22 protein-coding genes are annotated in these 24311 nt (G+C 70.2%); 18 read left to right on the top strand and 4 right to left on the bottom strand.

Going from position 1 to position 24311, the window contains the following annotated elements; all coding sequences use genetic code 11:
• Positions 1 to 31: 31 nt before the first annotated feature.
• Complete coding sequence (locus KXR53_RS08835; RefSeq protein WP_437374749.1) at positions 32 to 772, top strand: SDR family NAD(P)-dependent oxidoreductase; 741 nt, start codon at positions 32 to 34, stop codon at positions 770 to 772.
• Positions 773 to 836: 64 nt separating this feature from the next.
• On the opposite strand, the gene KXR53_RS08830 is transcribed toward KXR53_RS08835, so the two are convergent.
• Positions 837 to 1199 (bottom strand): SPW repeat protein, encoded by a 363-nt coding sequence (locus KXR53_RS08830; protein ID WP_437374747.1) that lies wholly within the window; start codon positions 1197 to 1199, stop codon positions 837 to 839.
• A 127-nt stretch (positions 1200 to 1326) separates the two neighbouring features.
• Positions 1327 to 2529: a multidrug effflux MFS transporter gene (locus KXR53_RS08825; RefSeq protein ID WP_437374746.1), complete on the bottom strand. Its 1203-nt coding sequence runs from the start codon at positions 2527 to 2529 to the stop codon at positions 1327 to 1329.
• A gap of 122 nt (positions 2530 to 2651) precedes the next feature.
• On the opposite strand from KXR53_RS08825, the gene KXR53_RS08820 reads away from it, so the two are divergent.
• The 5 genes from KXR53_RS08820 to KXR53_RS08800 all read left to right on the top strand — a co-directional run bounded on the left by KXR53_RS08820 (position 2652) and on the right by KXR53_RS08800 (position 7624).
• Positions 2652 to 3344 carry a TetR/AcrR family transcriptional regulator C-terminal domain-containing protein gene (locus tag KXR53_RS08820; protein ID WP_437374745.1) on the top strand — a complete coding sequence of 231 codons (693 nt, stop codon included), beginning with the start codon at positions 2652 to 2654 and terminating at the stop codon, positions 3342 to 3344.
• Positions 3345 to 3460: 116 nt separating this feature from the next.
• Positions 3461 to 4573 (top strand): NADH:flavin oxidoreductase/NADH oxidase, encoded by a 1113-nt coding sequence (locus tag KXR53_RS08815; RefSeq protein ID WP_437374744.1) that lies wholly within the window; start codon positions 3461 to 3463, stop codon positions 4571 to 4573.
• A 17-nt stretch (positions 4574 to 4590) separates the two neighbouring features.
• Entirely contained in the window at positions 4591 to 6924 is a 2334-nt protein-coding gene (locus KXR53_RS08810; protein ID WP_437374743.1) for a penicillin acylase family protein, read from the top strand.
• Positions 6925 to 6974: 50 nt separating this feature from the next.
• A complete protein-coding gene (locus KXR53_RS08805; RefSeq protein WP_437374742.1) occupies positions 6975 to 7220 on the top strand; it encodes a type II toxin-antitoxin system VapB family antitoxin in 246 nt (81 codons plus the stop codon).
• Positions 7220 to 7624 (top strand): type II toxin-antitoxin system VapC family toxin, encoded by a 405-nt coding sequence (locus KXR53_RS08800; RefSeq protein ID WP_437374741.1) that lies wholly within the window; start codon positions 7220 to 7222, stop codon positions 7622 to 7624. The genes KXR53_RS08805 and KXR53_RS08800 overlap by 1 nt, the downstream gene beginning before the upstream one ends.
• A gap of 110 nt (positions 7625 to 7734) precedes the next feature.
• On the opposite strand, the gene KXR53_RS08795 is transcribed toward KXR53_RS08800, so the two are convergent.
• Entirely contained in the window at positions 7735 to 8337 is a 603-nt protein-coding gene (locus tag KXR53_RS08795; protein WP_437374740.1) for a hypothetical protein, read from the bottom strand.
• Positions 8338 to 8545: 208 nt separating this feature from the next.
• Between KXR53_RS08795 and KXR53_RS08790 the strand changes: the two genes are divergently transcribed.
• From KXR53_RS08790 to KXR53_RS08740, 11 genes are all read left to right on the top strand, one after another.
• A complete protein-coding gene (locus KXR53_RS08790) occupies positions 8546 to 9382 on the top strand; it encodes an FAD binding domain-containing protein (protein ID WP_437374739.1) in 837 nt (278 codons plus the stop codon).
• Position 9383: 1 nt separating this feature from the next.
• Complete coding sequence (locus KXR53_RS08785; RefSeq protein ID WP_437374738.1) at positions 9384 to 12140, top strand: molybdopterin-dependent oxidoreductase; 2757 nt, start codon at positions 9384 to 9386, stop codon at positions 12138 to 12140.
• A 1-nt stretch (position 12141) separates the two neighbouring features.
• Entirely contained in the window at positions 12142 to 13629 is a 1488-nt protein-coding gene (locus tag KXR53_RS08780; protein WP_437374737.1) for a 6-hydroxynicotinate reductase, read from the top strand.
• 9 nt (positions 13630 to 13638) lie between these two features.
• Positions 13639 to 14538: a UPF0280 family protein gene (locus tag KXR53_RS08775; protein WP_437374735.1), complete on the top strand. Its 900-nt coding sequence runs from the start codon at positions 13639 to 13641 to the stop codon at positions 14536 to 14538.
• Positions 14531 to 15115, top strand: a complete 585-nt coding sequence (locus KXR53_RS08770; RefSeq protein WP_437374734.1) for an amino acid synthesis family protein — start codon at positions 14531 to 14533, stop codon at positions 15113 to 15115. Before KXR53_RS08775 ends, KXR53_RS08770 begins: the two co-directional genes overlap by 8 nt.
• Positions 15112 to 15696, top strand: a complete 585-nt coding sequence (locus KXR53_RS08765) for an amino acid synthesis family protein (protein WP_437374733.1) — start codon at positions 15112 to 15114, stop codon at positions 15694 to 15696. Before KXR53_RS08770 ends, KXR53_RS08765 begins: the two co-directional genes overlap by 4 nt.
• A 214-nt stretch (positions 15697 to 15910) precedes the next feature.
• Positions 15911 to 17113 carry an ABC transporter substrate-binding protein gene (locus tag KXR53_RS08760; RefSeq protein WP_437374731.1) on the top strand — a complete coding sequence of 401 codons (1203 nt, stop codon included), beginning with the start codon at positions 15911 to 15913 and terminating at the stop codon, positions 17111 to 17113.
• Between the two features lie 64 nt (positions 17114 to 17177).
• Entirely contained in the window at positions 17178 to 19064 is a 1887-nt protein-coding gene (locus tag KXR53_RS08755; RefSeq protein WP_437374730.1) for an ABC transporter permease, read from the top strand.
• Entirely contained in the window at positions 19061 to 19870 is an 810-nt protein-coding gene (locus tag KXR53_RS08750; RefSeq protein ID WP_437374729.1) for an ABC transporter ATP-binding protein, read from the top strand. The genes KXR53_RS08755 and KXR53_RS08750 overlap by 4 nt, the downstream gene beginning before the upstream one ends.
• Complete coding sequence (locus KXR53_RS08745; RefSeq protein WP_437374728.1) at positions 19867 to 20571, top strand: ABC transporter ATP-binding protein; 705 nt, start codon at positions 19867 to 19869, stop codon at positions 20569 to 20571. The genes KXR53_RS08750 and KXR53_RS08745 overlap by 4 nt, the downstream gene beginning before the upstream one ends.
• Positions 20572 to 20583: 12 nt before the next feature.
• Positions 20584 to 21042, top strand: coding sequence for a MarR family winged helix-turn-helix transcriptional regulator (locus tag KXR53_RS08740; RefSeq protein WP_437374727.1), 459 nt, complete (start codon positions 20584 to 20586; stop codon positions 21040 to 21042).
• A 267-nt stretch (positions 21043 to 21309) separates the two neighbouring features.
• On the opposite strand, the gene KXR53_RS08735 is transcribed toward KXR53_RS08740, so the two are convergent.
• Complete coding sequence (locus tag KXR53_RS08735; RefSeq protein ID WP_437374726.1) at positions 21310 to 22815, bottom strand: calcium-binding protein; 1506 nt, start codon at positions 22813 to 22815, stop codon at positions 21310 to 21312.
• Positions 22816 to 23082: 267 nt separating this feature from the next.
• Between KXR53_RS08735 and KXR53_RS08730 the strand changes: the two genes are divergently transcribed.
• Complete coding sequence (locus KXR53_RS08730; protein WP_437374725.1) at positions 23083 to 24288, top strand: calcium-binding protein; 1206 nt, start codon at positions 23083 to 23085, stop codon at positions 24286 to 24288.
• Positions 24289 to 24311: the final 23 nt, after the last annotated feature.

Genomic DNA, 24311 nt, shown 5'->3' with positions numbered 1-24311 from the left:
TGTGTCGATCAACACAGAAATGGAGAGACCCATGTCCGGACTGTCCGGAAAGGTCGCGCTGGTCACCGGCGGCAGCCGCGGCATCGGCGCCGCGATCGCGGAGCGGCTGGCGCGGGACGGCGCCGATGTGGCCCTGACCTACGCCGCCTCGCCCGACAAGGCACGAGCCGTGGTCGGGAGGATCGAGGCGGCGGGCCGGCGCGGCCTGGCGATCGCGGCCGACGCCACCGACGGCAAGGCGGTGCAGGCGGCGGTGGAGCGGACCGTGGCCGAGCTCGGGCGGATCGACATCCTGGTCAACAATGCCGGGGTCTTCCCCTACGGCCCGATCGAGGAGGTCAGCGAGGAAGAGCTGGACCGCGTGCTGGCGATCCATGTCCGCTCCAGCTTCCTGGCGGCGCAGGCGGCCGCCCGGCACATGGGCCGCGGCGGGCGGATCATCTCGATCGGCTCCTGCCTCGCCGACTATGCCGGCGGGCCGAACATGACCCTCTACGTCATGACCAAGGCGGCGCTGACCGGCCTGACCCGCGGCCTGGCGCGGGATCTCGGCCCGCGCGGCATCACCGCCAACATCATCCATCCCGGCCCGACCGACACCGACATGAACCCGGCGGACGGGCCGGGCGCGGATGGGCAGCGCCAGGGCATCGCCCTCGGCCATTACGGCGAAGCCTCGGACATCGCCGCCATGGTCGCCCATCTGGCCGGCGACGGCGGGCGCTGGGTGACCGGGGCGTCGATCGCCGTGGACGGCGGCGTGAACGCGTAATCCCAGAACTGAAAAGACCCGCTGCCTTGCGGCAGCGGGTCTCACGAGGAAGCAATCACACGCCTCAGGCGTGGGCATGCGGGGTGTGACGCCAGTCCCACAGCGCCCAGGCCGACATGGCCACCGTCAGCACGCCGAGGACCACATGGGTCCACATGGCGTTCATGCTGGCGGCGAAGCCGAGCGCCCAGGGGGCGATGATCAGCCAGACGCCGAGCACCAGGTTCACCCATTCCTCCCATTCGGCGAAGATCGAGAGCGCCGCGATCGCGATGACGCCGAGCACCACGGCGATGATCCAGGCGTTCCAGGCGGGCGCGGTCTCGCCCACGAAGCCGATCACCCAGGGAGAGATGAACAGGACGACCGCCAAGACCAGATTGGCCCAGTCCTGCGGCTTCCTGCCTTCTGTCGTTGTAGCAGCCATGACCAACCTCCACGAATGAAGATCAACCGAGCCACAACGCTTCGTGCGACTGCACGAAGTCTATAATGATCTGGTTTCGTTCGTCGCCCGTTTCAAGGAGGCGGTAGGAAAATGCAGACGGCGGCAGCTATTCCGCCGGCACCTCGACCGGCCGCCGGCGGCCCAGCGTCGCCTGGGCCAGGACGAAGGCGATGACGGCGCAGGTGGTGATGCCCGCCACCATCGGCAGCGCGGTGCCGTCGAAGAACGGGCCGATCACCGCGATCACCACGGCGCCGGTGACGAATTGCAGCGTGCCCATCAGGGCCGAGGCCGTGCCGGCGATCTTGCCGTGCTCCTCCAGCGCCAGCACCGAGGTGGTGGGGATGACGAGGCCGAGGAAGCCGTAGCCGACGAACAGCAGCGCCGCCAGCACGTCCAGCCGGTCGACGCCGGTCAGGGTGACGGCCAGCAACAGCACCATCGCGGCGGCGTAGCCGGTGACCGCGACCCGCACGATCCGGCCCAGGCCGAAGCGCGAGGCCAGCCAGGCCGTGCTCTGCGACACACCGATGAAAGACACGGCGTTGATCGAGAAGAACACGCTGTAGAGCCGCGGCGACAGGTCGTAATGCTCGATCAGCACGAAGGAGGAGTTGGCGAGATAGGCGAAGAAGCTGGCGATGCCGAAGGCGCCGATGAAGGTGAGGCCGAGGAAGCGCCAATCGGTCAGCAGTGACCGGTAAGCCCGCAGCGCGCCAAGAATGCTGCTGTCCACGCGGTGGTGCCGCGGCCGCGTTTCGCCCAGGAACAGCGCCAGCAGCAGGATGCCGAGCACGGCGAGGATCGTCACCACCCAGAACACGCCGCGCCAACCCGCCGCCTCGATCACGAAGCTGCCGGCCAAGGGCGCCAGGATCGGCGAGACGCTGAACACCAGCATCAGCAGCGACATCAGCCGCGCCGCCTCGGTCCCGGTGTGCAGGTCGCGCACCACGGCGCGCGGGATCACCATGCCGGCGCAGGCGCCGAGCCCCTGCACGAAGCGGAAGGCGACCAGCGTCTCGATATCCGGCGCGAAGACGCAGCCGATGCTGCCGAGGAGGAACACGCCGAGGCCGAGATAGAGCGGCAGCTTGCGCCCGAACATGTCGGAGAGCGGCCCGAAGACCAGCTGGCCGACGCCGAGCGAGACGAAGAAGGCCATCAGGCTGGCCTGCACCGCCTCGGTGCCGGCTCCGAGGCTGCGGCCGATCTCGGGCAGGGCCGGCAGGTACATGTCGATCGCGAACGGCCCCATGGCGGTGAGCAGGCCGAGCACGATCGCATAGCGCAGCAGCGACGAGGACATGGCGGCTTTCCGGAATGGCGATGACGGAGACGCGCGCCGCCTTTCCGGAGGATCGCCGCGACTCTCTGTCCAAAACTTTGGACAGTATTGTCCAAATCGTCAAGCCTCCTTATGGTGGCGGCATGCGGGAGTTGGAGGAGATCGGGCGGCCGCTGCCGCCCCGGCGCGGCCAGGCGGCCAAGCACGCCTCGGTGCTGGATGCGGCCACGGCCGTGTTCTGCCGCGACGGCTTCGCCGGCGCCAGCATCGACCTGATCGCGGCGGAGGCCGGCGTGTCGCGCCAGACCGTCTACAACCATCATGGCGACAAGGAGGCGCTGTTCATCGCCGTGGTGCGGGAGATGACCGAGCGCTGCAATGCCGGGCTGTTCGCCACCCTCGCCACCTTCCCCGACCATCCGCAGGACCTGGAGGCGGAGCTGGCCGCCTTCGCCGGGCGGCTGGTGCGCAATTGCCTGTACAACCGCGAGGGGGCGGCGCTGCGCAAGCTGATCCAGGCGGAGGGCGAGCGCTACCCGGCGCTGTTCGCCGCCTGGCGGGAGCACGGGCCGGGCACCGCCTGGGCCGCGATCGCCGCGCGCTTCGCCAAGCTGGCCCACGCAGGATATCTACAGATCGAGGATCCGGATCTGGCGGCGCGCCAGTTCCTGGCCCTGATCCATGCCGATTTCCACATCCCCCACATGCTCGGCACCAGGCCGACGGAGGCGGAGATCGACACCGGCGTGGCCGGCGCCGTGCGCACCTTCCTGCGCGCCTTCGGCCCGGCCGCCCCGCCGCCGCCCGCCCTGGCGCAGCGGGCGAGGCCCAATTGACCGCGATCCGGTCGGATCTGCCCTGCGCCGATGGCTGGTGCGGATCGAAAGATCTGACATAACATCCGGTCCGACGCCGTCGACGTTCACGCCCCGTAACCGATCGAGCTATCCCCATGTCCGCCCTCTTCTCCCCGCTCACCCTCGGCCCGATCACGCTGCCCAACCGGATCGTGATCGCGCCGATGTGCCAGTATTCGGCCGATGACGGCAGCGCCACCGACTGGCATCTGCAGCACTGGATGACCCTCGCCATGTCCGGCGCCGCGCTGGTGGTGGTGGAGGCGACTGGCGTCGAGCGCCGCGGCCGCATCACCCATGGCTGCCTCGGCCTCTATTCCGACGCCAATGAGCGGTCGATCGCCCGGACCCTGGCCGCGGCCCGTGCCGTCGCCCTGCCCGGCACCCGCTTCGGCATCCAGCTGGCCCATGCCGGCCGCAAGGCGTCGGCCCAGCGCCCCTGGGAGGGCGGCCGCGCCCTGATGCCCGACCAGGATCCCTGGCCGACCGTCGGCCCCTCCGCCCTGCCCTTCGACTCCGGCTGGCATACGCCCGAGGCGCTGGACGAGGCCGGGCTGGAGCGGGTGAAGACCGCTTTCGTCGCGGCCAGCGAACGCGCCGTGCGGCTGGGCTTCGATGCCATCGAGCTGCACATGGCCCATGGCTATCTGCTGCACAGCTTCCTGTCGCCACTGTCGAACCGGCGCGACGACCGCTGGGGCGGCGACGCCGAGCGGCGGCGTGCCTTCCCGTTGGCGGTGGCGCAGGCGGTGCGCGACGTCGTGCCGGCCGGCATCGCGCTGGGTGTCCGCGTCAGCGCCTCGGAATGGGTCGACGGCGGCTTCGGGGTCGAGGACGCCGCGGTGCTGGCGGTCGAGCTGAAGGCCCTCGGCTTCGACTTCATCTGCGCCAGCTCCGGCGGCAACGCCGCTCATGCCCGCGTTCCGGTCAGCGCCGGCTATCAGGTGCCGCTGGCCCGTGAGATCAAGCAGAAGAGCGGACTGATCACCCGCGCCGTCGGGCTGATCGTCGACCCGCATCAGGCGGAGGACATCGTCGCCCGCCGCGACGCCGACCAGGTGGCGCTGGCCCGCGCCGTGCTGGACGACCCACGCTGGGGCTGGCACGCAGCCGAGGCCCTGGGCGCCGAGCTGGCCCTGCCGCTGCAATACGCCCGGGCCGGCGCCAGGACCTGGCCCGGCCGCAAGCTGCTCGAAGCCGCGGAATGAGAGGAGCCCGGAACGACATGACCGACCGCATCGCCGTTCCGGGCCTGACCGCCCCGGCCGAGATCCTGGTCGACCGCTGGGGCATCCCGCATCTGACCGCGGAGAGCCTGGACGACCTGTTCTTCCTGCAGGGCTTCAATGCCGCCCGCGACCGGTTGTGGCAGATCGACCTGTGGCGCAAGCGCGGGCTCGGCCTGCTGGCGGCCGATTTCGGCCCCGGCTACCTGGCCCAGGACATCGCCAGCCGGCACTTCCTCTACCGCGGCGACATGGCGGTGGAATGGGCCAGCTACGCCGAGGATGCGGAGGCGATCTGCACCCGCTTCACCGCCGGCATCAACGCCTATGTCGCGCTGACCGAACGCGAGCCCGAACGGCTGCCGGAGGAGTTCCGGCTGTTCGGCACCAAGCCGGCGCGGTGGCAGCCGGAGGATGTGGTCCGCATCCGCAGCCACGGCCTGACCCGTAACGCGCTGTCGGAGCTGGCGCGCGCCCATGTCCTGGCCGGGGCCGACGCCGCCACCGACCGGCTGCGCAAGGCGATCGAGCCGCCGGTCGAGGTGGAGCCGGTGCCGGGCTTCGACCCCGCGGCGGTGCCGCCCGACGCGCTGCTTCTGTTCCGTCTAGCCATGGCGCCGGTGACCTTCCCGCCGGAGCGCCTGGCGGCGACGCTGGACGAGGCGCATTTGTGGCGAGAGGTCACCGATCTCGGCGAGGTGCTGCGGGCGCAGGAGGGGTCGAACAACTGGGCGGTGCATGGCAGCCGCACCGCGACCGGCCGGCCGATCCTGGCCACCGACCCGCACCGCACCCATGCCGTGCCGTCGCTGCGCTACCTGGTCCACCTGACCGCACCGGGCTTCGACGCGATCGGCGCCGGCGAGCCCTGCGTGCCCGGCATCATGATGGGCCACAACGGCACCGCCGCCTTCAGCCTGACCATCTTCGGCGCCGACCAGGAGGATGTGTATCTCTACGAGACCCGGTCGGACGATCCGGAATCCTATCGCTATGGCGAAGGCTGGGAGCGGATGCTGCGGGTCGAGGAGCGCTTCTCGATCAAAGGCGCGCCGGAGCAGGTGAGGACGCTGCTCTTCACCCGGCACGGCCCCGTGGTCCATGCCGATCCGGTGCGGCGCGGCGCCGTGGCGATCCGCTCAGTCTGGTTCGAGCCGGGCTCGGCCGCCTATCTCGCCAGCCTCTCCGGTATGCGCAGCCGCAGCCTCGACGAGTTCCGCGCGGCGATGCGGCGCTGGGGCGCGCCTTCGGTGAACCAGGTCTATGCCGACACCTCCGGCACCATCGCCTGGCTGCCCGCGGGCTACGTGCCGCGGCGGCCGAACTGGCGCGGCCTGGCGCCAGTGCCGGGCGACGGCAGCCATGAATGGGACGGCATGGTCGACCCGGCGCTGATGCCGCTGCGGGCCAACCCGCCGGAGGGCTTCGTCGCCACCGCCAACGAGATGAACCTGCCGCCGGACTGGCCTCACGACCGGATCCCGGTCGGCTTCGAATGGCTGGAGAACAGCCGGGCCGTGCGCATCCGCGAAGTCCTGGCCGGCCAGGGCCGCCACACCCTGGCCGATTCCCAGGCGCTGCAGGCCGATGCGCTGTCGGTTCCGGCGCAGCGGATGCAGCGCCGATTAGCGCCGCTCGAGGCGCGCGACGCGGAAGCGGCGCTAGGCCTCGATATGCTGCGCACCTGGAACGCCCGGCTCGATGCTGGCTCCGCCGCCGCGGCGCTGTTCGAGCTGTGGTGGACCAGGCACCTGAAGCCGGTGCTGTTCGCCCGCCTCGTGCCCGACCCTGCGATCCGGCGGCTGCTGGCGCCGGGCGACGTTGCCGGCATCCTGGCGGCGCTGGAGGAGCCGGACGCCCGTTTCGGCGCCGATCCCGCCGCCGCGCGGGATTTTCTACTGATCGAGACGCTGGCCGCGGCGATGAGGGATGCGAGACGCCGCCTGGGCGACGACCCGTCGGCCTGGCGCTGGGGCGACCTGCACCACGGCTATTTCGAGCATCCGGCCAGCGCCGTCGCCCCCGAACGCCGCGCCGAGCTGGATGTCGGTCCGCTGCCGAAGGGCGGCAGCGGTTCCACCGTCATGCACGCCGCCTACCGGCCGGACGACTTCCGGGTGATCACCGGCGCCTCGGTCCGCATCGTCATGGATGTCGGCGACTGGGACCGCAGCACCTGCATCAACACCCCCGGCCAGTCCGGCGACCCGCGCTCCCCGCACTACCGCGACCTCGCCCCCCTCTGGGCCCGCGGCGAGCAGGTGCCGCTGCTCTACAGCCGCGCGGCGGTGGAGCAAGCGGCGGAGAAGCGGATCGAGCTGTTGCCTGCATAGATAAAGCTGACTACATCTCTTCATGTAGTCATCTACACTGCGATATCCCTATGGCGATCAATGTCAACAATCCGGAAGCCGACGAGTTGACCCGGAAGTTCGCCAAGCTGGAGGGTGTCAGCATCACAGAGGCCATCGTTATCGCCATGAAGGAGGCGATCGAGCGCCGTCGGATGGCTGAGACGCCGATGCAGACGGCCGCCCGCCTACGCCGGAAGCATGGAATAAGTATCAGCGACACGGCACGGCAGCCCCTGCCGAAGAAGGCCTTCGACGACATGTGGGGCGAACGCTGATGTTCGTGGACGCGTCCGCGATCATCGCGGTGCTGTCCGACGAGCCGGAAGCCGCCCGCATTTCGGATTCGCTGATGGCGGCGGAGGCGCCCTTCACATCTCCGGTCGCCGTGCTGGAAACCACAATCTCGCTTGCTCGGCCGGACAAATTCGGCCTGCCGATCGACGCCGTCGAGCCGATCGTCCTGGAATTCCTCGACGAGCGCGGCATCGACATCCGCGATATGCCGCCGGCCAAGGAGACCACAAGGCTCGCCCTGTCGGCGGCACATCGTTACAGGGCGGGACGTCGCGGCCTGAATCTGGGCGACTGCCTGCACTACGCCTGCGCCAAATATCATCGGGTCCCCATCCTCGCCACCGATGACGAGTTCCGCGGCACCGACTTGGACACCGTGTCGTAAGCCCGGCTGGAGCCCGCCGATCCAGCGATCGCAGGCCGAGCTTGCGTCTCCGCGAATCCGATAGAGATGCCCCGCGTCGTCCAATGCTAGACGGAGAAATGCGCCGAGGATTACTGCCGCACGAGATCCCTGAACTGAGGCGATTTGACCGCCTTCCCGATCAGGTTCTGGACGGCCGGCATCATCGCCTGGGCAGTCTGGTTGCAGGCGGTCTCGCCGTAGAAGCTGCTCGTGAACGGATAGTGCTCCTTCACCGCCAGGGACCGGCCGTTCGACGATTTCAGCGTCAGCCCGAGATCCCAGGCACCGTTCATCGACGAGAAATTCGCCTGATCGAGGACGCCTGTGAGTACCACCGGCGACGCCTCGGAATAGGCATTGGCGATCTTCAGCTCGTCGATGAATGCCTTCCGGACGTACTCGGAGAACGTCTCGCCGTCCGGCGTCTTGATCGGGCCGACGGCCCGGCAGCCGATCTCCGTCGCGGGCGGCTGAGCGGAGTTGAAGGAACCGACCGCGATGGTCTGCCCGTTCAGCGACCGCAGCGCCATGACGTTATCGGCCGAAATGGAATAGCGCTGGGCGGCGTAAGTCGAGCAGCCTCCCAGAGCCGCAGCAAGCAACAGGATCAATCCGAACTTGGATTTGCACACCCGGCATCCGTCGCCCTTCGCCTCTGCCCCCCAAGGCATCGCAGAACTGGCATTCATCAAAATGCTCCATGTGAAATATGCCGTAAGCTGCCTCGCATTGGTGAATCGGTCAATCCGTCGGATGTCATCCGGCCGTCGGGATTCCGCTGAAATGGGATCCCGCCTTGACAGCCCCATCGGCGCGGATGAAGATCGTTTGTATACGAATGAAATAACTGCCGGACAGCGGCGGGATTTTCGAACAGGATCGGGGCCAGGGAGATCAGGCATGTACCTCCGGCCAGGCACGCTGGATGAGGCGGTCGCGGCGCTTGCGGCGCCGGGCGGGCGCATCCTGGCGGGCGGAACGGACCTCTTTCCGGCGGCGGGCGAGCGGCCGCTGACCGGACCGGTTATCGACATCTCCCGGCTGGCGGAGCTGGACGGCATCGTTCTCGGTGACGACCGCATCCGCATCGGCGCCCGCACCAGCTGGAGCACCATCATCGCCACGCCGCTGCCGCGCTGCTTGGACGCGCTGAAGGCAGCCGCGCGGGAGGTTGGCTCGATCCAGATCCAGAACGCCGGCACCATCGCCGGCAATCTGTGCAACGCCTCCCCCGCCGCCGACGGCGTGCCGCCGCTGCTGGCGCTGGACGCCGAGGTGGAGCTACGCTCCTGCGCCGGCACCCGCACCCTGCCGCTGTCCGATTTCATCACCGGCAATCGCCGCACCGCCCGCCGCGACGACGAGATCGTGACCGCGGTGATCGTGCCGCGGACGATCGATGCCGGCGCCTCGGCCTTCCTCAAGCTCGGCGCCCGCCGCTATCTCGTGATCTCGATCGCCATGATGGCGGCGGTGGTCGAGGCCGGCGCCGACGGCCGTGTCCGGCAGGCCCGGATCGCGGTCGGCGCCTGTTCCGCCGTCGCGCAACGGCTGACCACGCTGGAGCAGGACCTCGTCGGCGCCCCGGCGCGGCCCGGCCTCGGCGCGCTGGCCCGGCCGGGGCATCTGGCGCCGCTGTCGCCGATCGATGATGTCCGGGCCAGCGCCGCCTACCGCCTGGACGCGGCCCTGACCCTGGTGCGCCGCGCGCTGGACGCCTGCGCGGCGGAGGCCTGAGATGCTGGATGCCCGTCCCGTGCTCGGCTTCACCCTGAACGGCCGCCCGGTGCAGGTGCCGGCCGATCCGTCCGGCCGGCTGACGCGGCTGCTGCGCGACGATCTGGGCCTGACCGGCACCAAGGTCGGCTGCGACGCCGGCGATTGCGGCGCCTGCACCGTGCTGCTGGACGACGCCCCGGTCTGCGGCTGCCTGGTGGCCGCCGGCCAGGTCGAAGGCCGCCGGGTCACCACCATCGAAGGGCTGCCGGCGCACACGCCCGTCGCCGCCCGGCTGCAATCCGCGTTCCTGCGCCATGGCGCCGCCCAGTGCGGCATCTGCACCCCCGGCATGCTGGTGGCCGCCGCCGCCCTCCTGGAAGGCACTCCGGAGCCGGGTGAGGCCGAGGTGATGGACGCGATCGGCGGGGTGCTGTGCCGCTGCACCGGCTACCGCAAGATCGTCGCCGCCGTGCTGGATGCCCGCACCGAGCCCACCATGGCGGAAGGGCCGGCGGCCGGCCGCGCCGTCGGCGCCCGGATCGACCGGCTGGACGGCCGCCGCAAGGTCGAGGGCCGCGACGTGTTCGGCGCCGACGAGACGCCGTCCGGCGCCCTGTCGCTGCGCGCGATCCGCAGCCCGCACCACCGCGCCCGCTTCGCCTTCGGCGACATCGACGGCTTCGTCGCCGCCCACCCCGGCATCGTCCGCGTGTTCACGGCGAAGGACGTGCCCGGCGAGAACCGCTTCGGCGTGATCGGCCCCTTCGCCGACCAGCCGGCCTTCGCCGAGGCCGAGGCCCGGTTCCGCGGCGAGGCGGTGGCGGCGGTGGTCGGCGAGAGCTGGGCGATCGAGTCGCTCGACCTCTCCGATTTCCCGGTCACCTGGGAACCGCTGCCGGGCCACACCACCATCGATGACGCGCTGGCATCGGGGGCCGATCTGGTCCATGCCGACCGCGCCGGCAACATCCTGGTGCGCGGCCGCGTCGTTCGCGGCGATGCCGAGGCGGCGCTGGACGCGGCCGACGTCGTGGTCGAGGGCGAGTTCGAGACCGGCTTCGTCGAGCACGCCTATATCGAGCCCGAGGCCGGCTTCGCCCGCCGGGTCGGCGACCGGATCGAGATCCAGGCCTGCACCCAGGCGCCGTACATGGATCGCGACGACGTCGCAAAGATCCTGGGCATCGCGCCGGAGGCGGTGCGGATCATCCCGACCGCGGTCGGCGGCGGTTTCGGCTCCAAGCTCGACCTGTCGATCCAGCCTTTCATCGCGATCGCGGCCTGGCACCTGAGGCGGCCGGTGCGGATGGTCTATTCCCGCACCGAATCCATTATGACCACGACCAAGCGCCATCCCGCGCGGATGCGCGCCCGGGTCGGGGCCACGAAGGACGGCAGGCTCGTGGCGATGGACTTCGCCGCCGACTTCAACACCGGCGCCTATTCCTCCTGGGGCCCGACCGTGGCGAACCGGGTGCCGGTGCACGCCTCCGGCCCCTATTTCGTGCCGCATTACCGGGCCCTGACCCGGGCCGTGCACACTCATCTGGTGCCGGCCGGCGCCTTCCGCGGCTTCGGCGTGCCGCAGGCCGGGGTGGCGCAGGAGCAGCTCTATGACGAGCTGGCCGACCGCCTCGGCATGGACCGGCTGGAGTTCCGCATCGCCAACGCCCTGCGCCCCGACCAGCCGACCGTCACCGGCCAGGTGCTGGGCGAAGGCACCGGCATCCGCGCCTGTCTGGAATCGCTGCGGCCGCATTGGCGGCGGGCGCGGGAGGAGGCGGCGGCGTTCAACAAGAGCGCCACCGGTCCACTGCGGCGCGGCGTCGGCGTCGCCGGCATGTGGTATGGCTGCGGCAACACCTCGCTGCCCAACCCGTCCACCATCCGCATCGGGCTGAAGCCGGACGGGCGGATCGCGCTGCATCAGGGCGCGGTCGATATCGGCCAGGGCTCCAACACTGTCGTCACCCAGATCTGCGCCGATGCGCTGGGCGCGCCGATCGAGCGCTTCGACCTGGTCTCCGCCGACACCGACCTGACGCCGGACTGCGGCAAGACCTCGGCCTCGCGCCAGACCTTCGTCACCGGCAAGGCGGCGGAGCTGGCCGGCCGCGACCTGCGCCGCGCCCTGCTGCGCCTGGCCAATGCCGGCGAGGGCGCCGCGATCGCCTTCGCCGATGGCCGGGTGACCGTGACCGAGGGCGAGCACGCCCGCAGCCTGGACCTGGCGGTGCTGCCGCAGGACGAGCGCGGCTATGTCCTGGCGGCGGAGGCCACCTTCGACCCGCCGACCAGCCCGCTGGACGCGGACGGCCAGGGCGTGCCCTACGCCGTCTACGGCTTCGGCGCCCATATGGCGGAGGTCGAGGTCGACATCGAGCTCGGCACCGTCCGCGTGCTGAAGATCACCGCGGCGCACGACGTCGGCCGGGCGATCAACCCGACCCTGGTCGAGGGCCAGATCGAGGGCGGCGCAGCCCAGGGGCTGGGCCTGGCGCTGATGGAGGAATTCCATCCCGGCCGCGGCGAGAATCTGCACGACTACCTGATCCCCTCGGCCGGCGACATGCCGCCGGTGGAATCGATCCTGATCGAGGACGCCGCCCCGGTCGGCCCCTTCGGCGCCAAAGGCATCGGCGAGCAGGCGCTGATCCCGACCGCCCCCGCCATCCTGAACGCCATCCACGACGCCACCGGCGTGCGCATCCGCCGGGTGCCGGCGACGCCGGACCGCGTCCGCGCCGCGATCCTGGCGGCCGGACAGAAAGACTGACATGTCCCAGCCGACCGAAAAAACCGAAGACGGCCGCATCCGCTGCGATGCCTGCCCGGTGATGTGCTACATCAAGCCCGGCGCCGCCGGGGCCTGCGACCGCTACGCCAACCACGACGGCACGCTGGTCCGGGTCGACCCGCATGTGGTGCTGGACCGCACCCTGGCCCAGGGTGGCAGCGTGGTGCCGTTCAGCCGCGGCGGCGGCGACTGGGACGGCAAGCTGGTGCGCGGGCCGGAGACCTTCGTCACCGCGATCGGCGCCGGCACCACCTATCCGGACTACAAGCCGGCGCCCTTCATCGTCTCGGCCGAGGTCGACGGCGTCGACATGGTCACGGTGGTGACCGAGGGCATCTTCAGCTACTGCGGCGTCAAGGTGAAGATCGACACCGACCGCCATCTGGGGCCGGAGCGCAGCCTGGTGCGGGCCCAGGGCGAGCCGGTCGGCCACGTCACCACCGGCGAATACGGGTCGCAGATGCTGTCGCTGGGCGGCGTGCACCACCTGACCGGCGGCAGCAAGAAGGAAGGCCGCGTCACCTGCGACACCCTGCTGGAGCTGAGCAACGGCCGCGCGGTCGAGCTGACCATCGACGACGGCGTCACCGTGATCGTGCAGGCCGGCCAACCGCCGATCGTCAATGGCGCGGTGGAGGAACGGATGCGGGTTGGCTGCGGCTCCGCCACCATCGGCATGTTCGCCAAGCAATGGCAGGGCAAGGTCGACGAGGTGGTGGTGGTCGACGACCACATCACGGGCGTGCTGTCGGAGCACCAGGCCGGCAAGGTCCTGGGCATCCCCGACACCGGCATCCATGTGAAGGGCCGGCGCTCCACCCCCGGCCGCTACTTCCAGGTGGCGCAGCCCGGCACCGGCTGGGGCGGTACCGACATCTCCGACCCGCTGTCGATCCTGGGTCCGTTCGACCCGAAGAAGGCGCGGCCCGGCCTGACCATGCTGATGGTCAGCACCACCGGCGAGCACCACGCCTATTACGTGCTGGACCAGGAGCTGCGGCCGGTGCAGCAGGAGCTGCCGGTGGCACTGCAGCAGTCGATCGCTCGGATCGAGGAGAATTGCGAGCCGGCGCTGTGCACCGTGCTGTTCATGGGCGGCGCCGGCGGGTCGCTGCGCGCCGGCGTCACCGAGAACCCGGTGCGGCTGACCCGGTCGGTCAAGGAGGCGCTGACCTATGTCACCTGCGGCGGCGCCCCGGTCTATGTCTGGCCTGGCGGCGGCATCACCTTCATGGTCGACGTCACCCGGGTGCCGGAGAACGCCTTCGGCTACGTCCCCACCCCGGCCCTGGTGGCGCCGATCGAGTTCACCCTGCGCCTGTCCGACTACGAGGCGCTGGAGGGGCATATGGAGTATGTCCGCCCCCTCTCCTCCCTCGGCGTCGACACGGCGCGGCGGCCGGTGGCGCCCTATCGCGACAACCCCTGGCCCTTCGCGCCGCAGGGTGCGAAGCGGTCGCACGGCTGATATCCGCCGATGACCCGCCGCCCACAGATCGCCCTGCTGCCCGACGGACGGCGCCTGCACCTGCAGGACGGGCCGATCGACCTGATCGTCGAGGCGGCCGGGGGGGCGGATTCGGTGCGGGCGGCCTATGAGGCGGCGGCGCGGCGCTTCACCGGCCTCTTGGACGAGCTGTGCGACGAGCTCACGTTACTGCGCGCGCCAGCGCGGCCGGACCATTGCCCGCTCGAGGGCCCGGTCGCCCGCCGCATGCACCAGGCGGTGGCACCCTATGCCGGCGAGACCTTCATCACCCCGATGGCCGCGGTGGCCGGCGCGGTGGCGGAGGCGGTGCTGGCGGCGATGACCACGGCGGCGCCCCTGGCCCGCGCCTATGTCAACAACGGCGGCGACATCGCCCTGCACCTGACGCCGGGGCAGAGCTTCACCGTCGGCCTGGTCGACCGGCCCGATCAACTTGACCATGGCCGCCCCGGCCTGTTCGGCACCACCGTGCTCGCGGCCGGGGACGGGATCCGCGGCATCGCCACCAGCGGCTGGCGCGGCCGCAGCTTCTCGCTCGGCATCGCCGATGCGGTGACAATCCTGGCGGCCGGGGCCGCGGATGCCGACGCCGCGGCCACGGTGGTGGCCAATGCCGTCGACCTGCCCGGCCATCCCGCGATCCAGCGCGTTCCGGCGCGTGAGCTGCAGCCCGACAGCGACCTGGGCGACCGCCCGGTGACCCGCGGCGTCGGCCCGCTGGCGCCGGCCGAGATCGACGCCGCCCTCTCCGCCGGCGCCGCCCGGGCCGAGGCCCTGATCGCCCGCGGCCTGATCCGCGCCGCCGCCTTGCATCTGGCGGGCGAGACGCGGACGGTGGGGCTGGATGCGCGTACATCTCCGCAAGCAGAGAGCCTGATCCATGCCTGAGGTCGAGATCCGCAAACGCCTGGTGACCGTCGAGGAGATCTTCCACGAGGGCGGGCCGCCGGCCGCGACGCCGCTGCGGCGCGGGGCGATCGTCACTGTGATCCGCAACCCCTTCGCTGGCCGCTATGTCGAGGAGATCGCGGGCTTCATGGACGACCTGAAGCCGCTGGGCCTCGCCATGGCGCAGCAGCTGATCCGGGCGCTGGGCGGCGACCCGAAGGCGATCGAGGGCTACGGCAAGGGCGCCATCGTCGGCGCCGCCGGCGAGCTGGAGCACGGCGCGCTGTGGCACGTGCCCGGCGGCTACGCCATGCGCGAGGCGCTGGGCGGCGCCAAGGCGATCGTGCCCTCGGCCAAGAAGGTCGGCGGGCCCGGCGCGCGGCTGGACGTGCCGGTCACCCACATCGACGCCTCCTATGTCCGCAGCCATTTCGACGCAATGGAGGTGGGCGTGCCGGACGGGCCGAAGGCGGATGAGATGGCACTGGTGCTGGTGATGACCACCGGCCCGCGCATCCATGCCCGCGTCGGCGGGTTGAAGGCCAGCGAGATCAAGGGCGAGGACGGCCTCCGATGAGTGCGAAGATCCGCAAGATCGTCACTGTGGTCGAGGAGACGGTGACCGAGATGGGCCGGCCGGTCACCGCGCCGACCCGCCGTGCCGCCGCGGTGGCGGTGATCGAGAACCCCTTCGCCGGCCGCTATGTCGACGACCTGACCGAGCTGATGGAGATCGGCGAGGAGCTGGGCGGCCTGCTGGCCCAAAAGGCCGTCGCGGCGCTGGGCATCGAGGGGCCGGCGGCGGAGAGCTACGGCAAGGCCGCGGCGGTGGGCGAGAATGGCGAGCTGGAGCATGCCGCCGCCATCTTGCATCCGAAGCTGGGCACGCCGGTGCGCAGGGTGCTGGGCAAGGGCGCGGCGCTGATCCCGTCCTCGAAGAAGCGAGGCGGCCCCGGCGTTCCGCTGGACATCCCGCTGGGCCACAAGGACGCGGCCTATGTGCGCAGCCATTTCGATGGCATGGAGGTGCGCATCGCCGATGCGCCGCGGGCCGGCGAGATCATGGTCGCGGTGGCGGTGACCGACAGCGGCCGCCCCCTGCCCCGGGTCGGCGGCCTGACCAAGGACCAGATCAAGGGAGAGGACGGGTTGCGCTGACGGGTACGCCGCAAGAACGGCGAGGCCTGCGCCGCCCCCTCACCCGGAATCGCTGACGCGATTCCGACCTCTCCCCAAGGAGAGGTGACCCGCCCCTCTCCTTGGGGAGAGGGAGGGGCCCGACGCCGAGGGCGGCGGGAGGGTGAGGGGGCGGAACGGTGGTGGTAAGAAAACAGGGAATGGCTGAACGGGCCGGGACACGAAGGAGACAGGGATGAAGGCAGGGTTTCACGTCGCGGCGGTCCTGGCGCTGGCCGCCGCCCTCTGCGGCCCGGCGGCGGCCGGGGCGCAGGAGATCAAGATCGGGGAGATCAACAGCTATTCCGGCCTGCCGGCCTTCACCGAGCCCTACCGCAAGGGCTGGCAGCTGGCGGTCGAGGAGATCAACGCCGCCGGCGGGGTGAACGGGCAGAAGCTGGTTGTCATCTCCAAGGACGACGGCGGCAAGCCGGCCGACGCCGTGACCGCGGCGAACGAGCTGGTCTCGGGCGAGGGCGTGGCGCTCCTGGCCGGCACCTTCTTCTCCAATATCGGCCTCGCCGTCTCCGACTTCGCCAAGCAGAAGAAGGTGTTCTTCCTGGCGGCGGAGCCGCTGACCGACGCCGTCACCTGGGCCAATGGCAACCGCTACACCTTCCGGCTGCGCCCGTCGAACTACATGCAGGCGGCGATGCTGGCCGAGGAGGCGGCGAAGCTGCCGGCGAAGCGCTGGGCGACGGTGGCGCCGAACTATGAATACGGCCAGTCGGCCGTTTCCGTGTTCAAGCAGCTGCTCTCGGCCAAGCGGCCGGATATCGAATGGGTCAACGAGCAGTGGCCGCCGCAGGGCAAGATCGACGCCGGCGCGGTGGTGCAGGCCCTGGCCGCGACGGAGCCGGAGGCGATCCTGAACGTCACCTTCGGCGCCGACCTGGTGAAGTTCGTGCGCGAGGGCAACACCCGCGGCCTGTTCGAAGACCGCTCGGTGGTCAGCTTCCTGACCGGCGAGCCGGAATATCTCGACCCGCTGAAGGACGAGACGCCGGAGGGCTGGATCGTCACCGGCTATCCCTGGTACGCGATCAAGACGCCGGAGCACGACGCCTTCCTGAAGGCCTATCAGGCAAAGTACGACGACTATCCCCGCCTCGGCTCGATCGTCGGCTACACCACGATGAAATCGATCGCGGCGATCCTGGCCAAGGCCGGGTCGACCGACACCGACAAGCTGATCGCGGCGGCCGAGGGCATCGGCGTCGACAGCCCCTTCGGCCCGATCACCTTTCGCAAGATCGACCACCAGTCGACCCTCGGCGCCTTCGTCGGCAAGACCGCGGTCGAGGACGGCAAGGGGGTGATGGTCGACTTCCACTACCGCGACGGCGCCAATTACCTGCCGAGCGACGCCGAGGTCGCCAAGCTGCGGCCGGCGGAATAACGCCTCACTCGTCCCCCCTCCCGCGAGGGGAGGGGGGACTAGAACAAATAACAGGAGAGGCTTGGTGGATTTCCTCGTCGCCCAGTTCCTGACCGGACTCGCCAGCGCCGCCTCGCTGTTCCTGGTGGCGTCGGGCCTGTCGATCATCTTCGGCGTGACGCGGATCGTGAACTTCGCGCACGGCGCCTTCTACATGCTGGGCGCGTATCTCGCCTACACCCTGACCGAGCGCTTCTCCGGCGCCCTCGGCTTCTGGGGCGGGCTGGTGGCCGCGGCCCTGATCGTGGCGACGTTCGGCGCCCTCCTGGAGATCGTGCTGCTGCGCCGGATCTACCGGGCGCCGGAGCTGTTCCAACTGCTGGCCACCTTCGGCGTAACCCTGATGGTCCAAGACCTCGCGGTCCTGATCTGGGGGCCGGAGGACCTGGTCGGCCGCCGCGCACCGGGGCTGCGCGGCGCGGTCGAGATCCTGGGCCAGAGGCTGCCGCTCTACGACCTGTTCCTGATCGTCCTCGGCCCCGTGGTGCTCGGCCTTCTGTGGCTCCTGTTCCGCCGCACCCGCTGGGGCGTGCTGGTGCGGGCGGCGACGCAGGACCGCGACATGGTGGCGGCGCTGGGCGTGAACCAGAAATGGCTGTTCACCAGCGTCTTCGCGCTCGGCGTGTTCCTCGCCGGCCTCGGCGGGGCGCTGCAGATCCCGCGCGACGCGGTCACCCACACCATGGACCTCAGGATCATCGTCGAGGTCTTCGTCGTGGTGGTGATCGGCGGGCTGGGCAGCGTCCCCGGCGCCTTCATCGCCGCGGTGCTGGTGTCGGAGCTGAACGCCTTCGGCATCCTGGTCTTCCCCACCATCTCGCTGGTGCTGGTGTTCCTGGTGATGGCCTGCGTGCTGGTGGTGCGGCCCTGGGGCCTGCTGGGCAGGCCGGAGGGGCCGGCACGACCCACCATCGGCATCGCCATCCGGCCCTGGCGGCCCTTCGGCACGGGTGAGCGCATCGCCCTGCTCGTCGCCCTGGCGGCCGCGGCGCTGCTGCCGGCCGTCGCCGGCGGCTATGCCCTGGCGGTGGCGGCCGAGATCGCGATCTTCGCCCTGTTCGCCGCCAGCCTGCAGTTTCTGATGACCACCGGCGGCCTCGCCTCCTTCGGCCATGCCGCCTATTTCGGCCTCGGCACCTATGGCGCCGCCTTCGCGGTCCAGGCCGCCGGGCTGCCGATGGAGGTGGCGCTGCTGGCCGGGCCGCTGTTCGGGCTGGCCGGGGCGGCGCTGTTCGGCGCCTTCTGCGTGCGCCTCTCCGGCGTCTATTTCGCCATGCTGACGCTCGCCTTCGCCCAGATCACCTGGTCGGTGGCGACGCAATGGGTCGAGCTGACCGGCGGCGACAACGGCATGCTGGGGATCTGGCCCTCCGCCTGGGCCGCCAATCCGGCCGGTTTCTACTGGCTGGCGCTGGCGGTCGCCGCGGCCGGCATCGCGCTGCTGCGCATCCTGACCTTCTCGCCCTTCGGCTACGCCCTGCGCGGGGTGCGGGATTCGACCCAGCGGGCGGAGGCGATCGGCATCGGCCGGGCGGGCGTGCAATGGACCGCCTTCCTGGTCGCCGGCACCACGGCCGGGCTGGCCGGGGCGATGTTTGCCTTCCTCAAGGGCAGCGTGTTCCCGGACAACCTCGGCATCCCGCTGTCGATCGACGGCCTCGTCATGGTGCTGCTGGGCGGGATCGAGACCGCCTCTGGCGCCGTGGTCGGTGCCATCGTCTACAAGGCGCTGGCGATCTGGCTGGTCAGCCAGACCGACCTGTCGAAGCTGGTGCTGGGCGGCATCATCGTGCTGCTGGTGGTGGCCTTCCCCAAGGGCCTCGTCGGCTTCGTCGAGGAGGTCCGCGGGAGACGGCGAAAGCCTGCGACATCGGTCTCGGCCGCGGCATCCCGGATGGAGGCCGCGGAATGACGTCTCAACCAGTGATGGGGCCGCTGCTGCAGGTCGAGGGCCTGGCCAAATCCTATGCCGGCGTGCAGGCGGTGCGCGGCGTCGACTTCACGCTCGAGGCCGGCGGCATCCTGGCCCTGATCGGCCCGAACGGCGCCGGCAAGAGCACCTGCTTCAACATGCTGAACGGCCAGATCCGGCCCGATGCCGGCCGCGTTCGGCTGGAGGGGCACGACATCACCGGCCTGGCCCCGCGCCGGGTCTGGCGCCTGGGCGTCGGCCGCACCTTCCAGATCGCCGCCACCTTCGCCTCGATGACGGTGCGCGAAAACGTGCAGGTGGCGCTGCTGTCGCACCACCGCCGGGCCAAGATAAGTATTGGGGGCCTGGGCTTCGCCGGCCGCGCATATCGGGAAGAGGCCGATGCCTTGCTCGACCTCGTCGGGCTCGGCGACGCGGCGGAGCGGGCCTGCGGCGAGCTGGCCTATGGCGACGTCAAGCGGCTGGAGCTGTCGATCGCCCTGGCCAATGCGCCGAAGCTGCTGCTGATGGACGAGCCGACCGCCGGCATGGCGCCGAAGGAACGGGCGGCGCTGATGCGCCTGACCGCGCAGGTGGCGCGGGAGCGGCGGATCGGCGTGCTGTTCACCGAGCACGATATGGATGTGGTGTTCGAGCATGCCGACCGGATCATGGTGCTGAACCGCGGCGCGCTGATCGCCGAGGGCGCGCCCGAGGCGGTGCGCCGCGACCCGCAGGTGCGCGCCGTCTATCTCGGCGAGGGCCTGGTCTACGACGCCCGGCATCGGGAAGGGGTGCCCGCATGACGCTTACGGTCTCCGGCCTCAGCGCCCATTACGGCCCGGCCCAGATCCTGTTCGATGTCGGTTTCGAGGTCGGCGCGGGAGAGGTCGTCGCCTTTCTCGGCCGCAACGGCGCCGGCAAGTCGACCACCTTCCGCGCGCTGATGGGGCTGGTGCCGCGGCGGGAGGGCCGAATCCTGTTCCGCGGCGCCGACATCGCCGCCCGGCCGACGCATGAGATCGCCCGCGCCGGCCTCGGCTATGTGCCGGAGGACCGGCGCATCTTCACCGACCTGACGGTGGAGGAGAACCTGGCGGTCGGCCATCAGCCGGCACGGCCGGGCGCGCCCAGCTGGACGCCGGATCGGCTCTATGCCCTGTTCCCGAACCTGGCCGAGATGCGGCGCCGCCCCGGCGGGCGGATGAGCGGCGGCGAGCAGCAGATGCTGACCATCGCCCGCACGTTGGCGGGCAACCCGTCCCTGGTGCTGCTGGATGAGCCGTCGGAGGGGCTGGCGCCGAAGATCGTCGAGCAGATGGCCGACGCCATCCTGGCGATGAAGCGCGAAGGCCTCAGCGTGCTGCTGTCGGAGCAGAACCTGCATTTCGCGCGGCTGATCTCCGACCGCGCCTATATCATCGAGACCGGCCGCATCCGCTTCAGCGGCACGATGGCGGAGCTGGAGGCGCAACCGGAGATCCGCGACGCCTATCTCGCGGTGTGATAGGAAGCGATCATGAGCATCATCGTTTCCGCTACGCGCGGGCCCGAGGCCGAGAACGGCCCCTACATTCTCGACGACCAGGTCGGCTTCATCCTGCGCCAGGTCAGCCAGCGCCATGCCGCGATCTTCGCCGCCGGCATCGGCGACGACGACCTGACCGCGACGCAATGGGCGGTGCTGGCCAAGCTGCTGGAGCGCGGGCCCTGCTCGCAGAACCGCCTCGGCCGCCGCACCGCCATGGACGCGGCGACGATCAAGGGCGTGGTCGACCGGCTGGGCAAGCGCGGCCTGATCGAGACCCGCCCGGACCCGGAGGACGGGCGGCGCCTCGAGGTCGCCCTGACCCCCGCCGGCCAGGCCCTGGCCGAGCGCACCGTGCCGAACGCCCGCCGCATCACCGAGGAGACCCTGGCGCCGCTGAGCGAGGCCGAACGGGCGACGCTGATCGAGTTGCTGCGCAAGCTGAGCTAGAGCGGGATGAGTTCAGGCCGGATCGGTCATCCCATTGACGAAAGTACTATTTTTTGCCTCTCCCGCTTGCGGGAGAGGTCGGAGACGCGAAGCGGCTCCGGGTGAGGGGATTTCGTCGAGGCCGGGACCAGCCCTCACCCGGCCGTCCTACGGACGTCCGACCTCTCCCGCGTCCGGCGGGAGAGGCAATGCGAAGACGCTCGACATTTTCTCAGCCCTGCGCGAATGCCTGACGTGACCCTACCTCGTTTCATCCCTCTCTAGGCCCTACAGCACGAAGTCGCCGGTGACGAGACCGATGCTGCCGGTGAGCTGGATGTGGAAATCCGAGACCTTGTCGCCGTTGAGGTCGCCGGCGATGGTGGTGACGCCGTTGGTGACGGCATAGCGCAGCTGGCCGGCGACGCCGGTGTAGAGGGCGCCACCGATGAAGCTGAAAGCCTGGTTGCCGGCCGCGGCGGTGCTGGCATCGATGGCGGAGAGGTCGATCCGATCGCCCTGGGCATGGCTGAAATCGGTGATCCGGTCGGCATCGGCCCCGACCGCGCTCTGCGCCGCGCTGCCGTAGACGAAGCGGTCGGCCCCGGCGCCGCCGGTGAGCACGTCCCTCCCGCCGGCCCCGGCGAGCACGTCGTTGCCGTTCCAGCCCTGCAGCACATTGGCGAGGGTGTTCCCGACCAGGCTGTCGTTGGCCTGACCGCCGGAGAGATTCTCGATCCCAGTCAGTGTGTCGCCCTGGGCCTCGCCGCCGACACCGGTGCCGCTGACGAGATTGACCGCGACCCCGGTGGTGCCGGTGAAGTAGCTGGCGGTGTCGATACCGTCGCCGCCGTCGAGCCGGTCGGCCCCGGCGCCGCCGTAAAGGACATCGTCGCTCAGCCCGCCGGAAAGCGTATCGTTGCCGCCGAGCCCGGAAAGCCTGTCGTTCCCGCCCGTGCGGGTGCGGGACGGTTCGCCATCGAGACGGTTGTCGGCGGCGGAGCCGACCAGCACATCCGCGTGGTTCGATCCGCCGATATTCTCCACATCCGGCCCGACGAAATCCCCCTCGGCGTCGCCGCCGACCCCATACGCCCCGATCGTCACGGCCACGCCGACGAGGCTGGTCGAGTAGCGGGCGGTGTCGAAACCGGCGCCGCCCAGCAGGATGTCGGCCCCCGCACCGCCTTCCAGCCCGTCGTCGCCGTCGCCGCCACGCAGGACATCGTCGCCCTCCTCGCCGCTCAGGCCATCGGCACCGGCGTCACCGTAGAGTCTGTCGTCCTCCGGGCCGGCATACAGAATATCGGCGCCGGCACCACCATAGAGCTTATCGTCGCCGCGATAGCCATAGAGCGTGTCGTTGCCGTCCTCGCCGTAGAGCTCGTCGCCGGAGCCTGAGGCGTTGAGGCCTTCATCGCCCTTGAGGATGTTGTCCGCAGCGGATCCCATCAGCCAATCGCTGAACAGCGTTCCGGTGAGATTCTCCACATCGGTTCCGATCGTGTCGGCATGTGAGGCTCCACTGCCGGCGACCTGCATGCCGATCCTGGCACGCGCGCCTCCCTCGAGGAGACCGGCATGGCTGTAGTCGACGGTGTCGTTGCCGTCCCCGCCATAGAGATCATTGTTGCTGCCGCCGCTGAACAGGATGTCGTCGCCGGCCTCGCCGTAGAGTTCGTCATAGCCGTCGACCGCGATCAGCGTGTCGTTGCCGCCCCGTCCGTACACGGAATCGGCCGCGGCCGTGCCGGACAGGGTGTTTGGGTTGTCGTCGCCGTAGATGTTGCCCATAGAAGCGCCCCCTGGTCGACACCGCTTCGCGGCGTTCCCGGCGTCGATGCTACCCTCCCGGACCGTCCGCGGGCATCCGCCAAACATCTGATGCGGACGGCGCCGCCCGGTCACCCAGCCCGCAGGCTCCCGGGTGGCGCCGGAGTAGATTTCATGGAGGCGCCATGGACTTCTCCCTACCGGAATCTCTAAACTGCCCGCCAAAAATAGATTTCATGCAGCGGATTGAAGTTCGACCGGCATAGTCCGACGCATTTGGAGGGCAAGATGGCCATTCTCATCGGCACCGAGGATGACGACCGGCTGTTCGGCGGCGACGGCGACGACAGCCTTCATGGCCTCGACGGCGACGACCTGCTGCGCGGCCTGGGCGGCGACGACCGGCTCGAGGGCGGCGACGGCGACGACAATCTCTATGGGGGCTCCGGCGCCGACACGCTGAGCGGTGGGGCGGGGATCGACACCCTCAACTACGGCGACAGCGATGCCGGCGTCTCGGTCGACCTGACCACCGGCGTCAACCACGGCGGGTCCGCCGAAGGCGACGTCCTGCTCGACAGCTTCGAGATCGTCCGCGGTAGCCTGTTCGACGACGTCATCACCGGCGACGCCGGCGATAACGCGTTGCGCGGCCTGGCCGGGGACGACGTCCTGTTCGGCCTGGCGGGCCGTGACGTGCTCAACGGCGGCGACGGCGACGACGTGCTCGACGGCGGCGCCGCAGCCGACCACCTCATCGGCGGCGCCGGCATCGATACGGTCAGCTATGCCGACAGTCCGGTCGGCCCGACGATCAACCTGACCACCAGCGTCAGCACGGGTGGCGACGCCGAAGGCGATATCCTGTCGGGGATCGAGATCATCGAGGGCAGCCGGGAGCGCGGGATCCACGTCATCGGCGATGACAACGTCAACGTCCTGCGCGGCCTTGGGGCGATCAACAGCTTCGACGGCCTGGGCGGCGACGACGTCGCCACCGGCGCCGACGATTTCGACAGCTTCCGCGGCGGCGACGGCAACGATCTCCTGGACGGGGCGGGTTATCACGATCAGCTGATGGGCGGCGCCGGCCACGACACGATCATCGGCGGCACCGGCAACGACAACCTCTATGGCGATGATCTCTATGACGCGACCGGGGCCGACCGCTTCGTCTACACGTCTCTGGCCGACACCACCGTCACCACCGACGCCAATCTCCGGGAGAAGATCCTCGACTTTTCCCACGCCGAGGGCGACGTCGTCGATCTCGGTGCCATCGATGCCGACGACGATGCCGCCAACGGCGACACCGTCTTCACCGTCGTCGCCGGCACCACCTACACCGGCGCCGGCGCGGAGCTGCTGATCACGCCGATCGGAACCGGACGCAGCTTCCTGGTCCGGGCGGATGTGGACGGCGACCGGCACACCGATTTCCTGGTGCAGGTCTCCGTCGACGCCCCGCTGACCGCTTCGGATTTCGTGCTGTAGGGCCCTGCCCTCACCTCGTCGAG

It is taken from the genome of Inquilinus limosus (assembly GCF_051487185.1).
GTDB lineage: Bacteria > Pseudomonadota > Alphaproteobacteria > DSM-16000 > Inquilinaceae > Inquilinus > Inquilinus limosus_F.
This window is presented reverse-complemented; position numbering and strand designations above follow the sequence as displayed.